The 1,862-nt window shown below is 55.2% G+C and carries 2 protein-coding genes; both read right to left on the bottom strand.

The genetic code is table 11. The features are described 5' to 3' along the window. Positions 1-276 precede the first annotated feature (276 nt). The gene (locus tag AB4043_RS24235) at positions 277-1,476 is read right to left on the bottom strand and encodes an alpha/beta hydrolase-fold protein (protein ID WP_442308349.1); all 1,200 of its coding nucleotides are present in this window, start codon (positions 1,474-1,476) and stop codon (positions 277-279) included. 118 nt (positions 1,477-1,594) lie between these two features. Continuing rightward, positions 1,595-1,862, bottom strand: a 268-nt coding sequence (locus tag AB4043_RS24230) for a hypothetical protein (protein ID WP_442308348.1), incomplete at its 5' end; no start/stop codon positions are given.

Raw genomic sequence — 1,862 nt, 5'->3', positions numbered from 1 at the left:
GCTCCAGACGGTGTGCGGGCGATACGTCGTCCAGAGCGTTTTTCTTGGTATAGGATGATCAGCATAATCCCATAGACTCATTTTTCCTTTGATCATTCCTCCATTAAGCGTGTTCGGGCTCTTCTGGCGGTGAGAGCGAAGCATTCTCACGGGATCGCGTTCAACCGATTCGGTGGTTGCTGGGCCGGTGGGGGGCACGTGCAGGATGATTATCCGACAAAAGAAAGAGCCTCCGACTACCGGAGGCTCTTCTCTTTTCGGACTTTGTTAATTGTGTTACCGGAACAGACGAGGCGCGAAGTCATAGAAGGACCGGCGCCACGTTAGCCATTCATGCGCGGTGCCAGGAGATTCGTAGTAGACGTTCTCTACGCCGACCTTTTTGAGCTCTTCGCTGAACTGCTTGACGCGAGGTCCTTCCACGGATCCGGTTGAGAGATAGAGCAGCTTGATCTTCTTGTTGAATTCCGCGGGCTTGTCAAACGCTCCGCTGCAGCTCGTCTTCGGATCGAAGTTTCCTCCACTGCCACAATTGCCGCTGAAGCCGGCCAAATAAGAGAAGTCGTCCAGGTGTGTCAACCCCGTGTTGAAGGTCTGAAATCCTCCCATAGAGAGCCCAGCCATTGCGCGGTTCTCACGACCTGGCGCGACTCGGTATTTCTTCTCCACCATTGGGATCAAGTCCGCGAACATCATTTCACTGAAGGTGGTGCTCATACGGGGCATGCCTCGCGGCGCTGGTGTAGCCCCTGGCGGCGGAGGAGGTACGGGGACAGCCTGGGTGAGGACGGAGCGGGCGTTATAGATGGATGCATCCTCCCCCGGCTTGGCAGCGTTGAGATTGTCCATGACAATGATCATCGGCTTTGCTTTGTTGGCGGCTATCAGATTGTCCATGATTAACTCAACATGACCCTGCGCTGTCCAGCCAATCTCGTTCTCTCCCCACCCATGCATCAGATAGAGAACCGGGTAGCGAATCTTTGAGTTGGCATCATAGTCCGGTGGCGTGTAGATCATTGCGCGCCGCCACTGCTGCGTCACGGTCGAGAAGTAATCCTGTTCGCGGACCACACCATGCGGAACAGCCTTGCGAGCATAGAACTCGGCATCCGACGCCGGTACCTCGATAGCGCTGCTCCACTGGCCGCCACCGAAGTAGGTCCGTGTAGAAGGATCAGAGACCGAAGCTCCATCGACAGAGATCATGTAGTAGTGGAATCCCTCGACTAGCGGGGGCGTTGTGGCGTACCAGAGACCGTCTTCCTTCTTGCTCATCTCGACGCCGCCTGCGGTCTTTACCTGGACCTTCTGTGCGGAGGGTGCGGAAAAGCGAAACATAGCCGTACGATCCGGAAAGATGCAGGGATAGGGTGCTCCGGGAATATTCAGTGCGGAGGGTTTGCAGTCTGCTGGTGGTTGAGCGAAGGCTGCTCCCCCTACGAGCAGGGCCATCACGATGATCTGAAGCTTCATAATGCTCCTCTTTTAGCTGTACTGGTTTTAGGCTGATGCAGGTCGTCGCCTCGAAGGGCTACTTTTTCTGGCCCTCCGAGGCGACGAATATGCTGAGTCAACGTTGATCAGGCAAATGCTAGAAGCTGTATTTGGCGGCAAGTTGCAGCTGTCGCATATTGCCCGTTGAGCTTACACGACCAAACGTGGCCGAGTTGATATTCATGTTCGGCGCGCCTACGTTCATGTGATTCAGAACGTTGAACGCTTCGAACCGGATCGAGAGCTGATGCTTCTCGCTGTACGGCATCTTGAAATTCTTGTGCAGCGAAGCGTCCGTGTTGATCAGACCAGGAGCGCGATAGCTTCCTCTTGCAACGGATCCGAAGAAGCCCGGAGCGTTGTTC

The sequence above is a fragment of the Terriglobus sp. YAF25 genome (assembly GCF_052113305.1).
Lineage (GTDB): Bacteria > Acidobacteriota > Terriglobia > Terriglobales > Acidobacteriaceae > Terriglobus.
This window is presented reverse-complemented; position numbering and strand designations above follow the sequence as displayed.

Bases quoted from the DNA above. Each gene is read 5' to 3' on its own strand.
- AB4043_RS24235 (WP_442308349.1), bottom strand. From the start codon at position 1,476: ATGAAGCTTCAGATCATCGTGATGGCCCTGCTCGTAGGGGGAGCAGCC.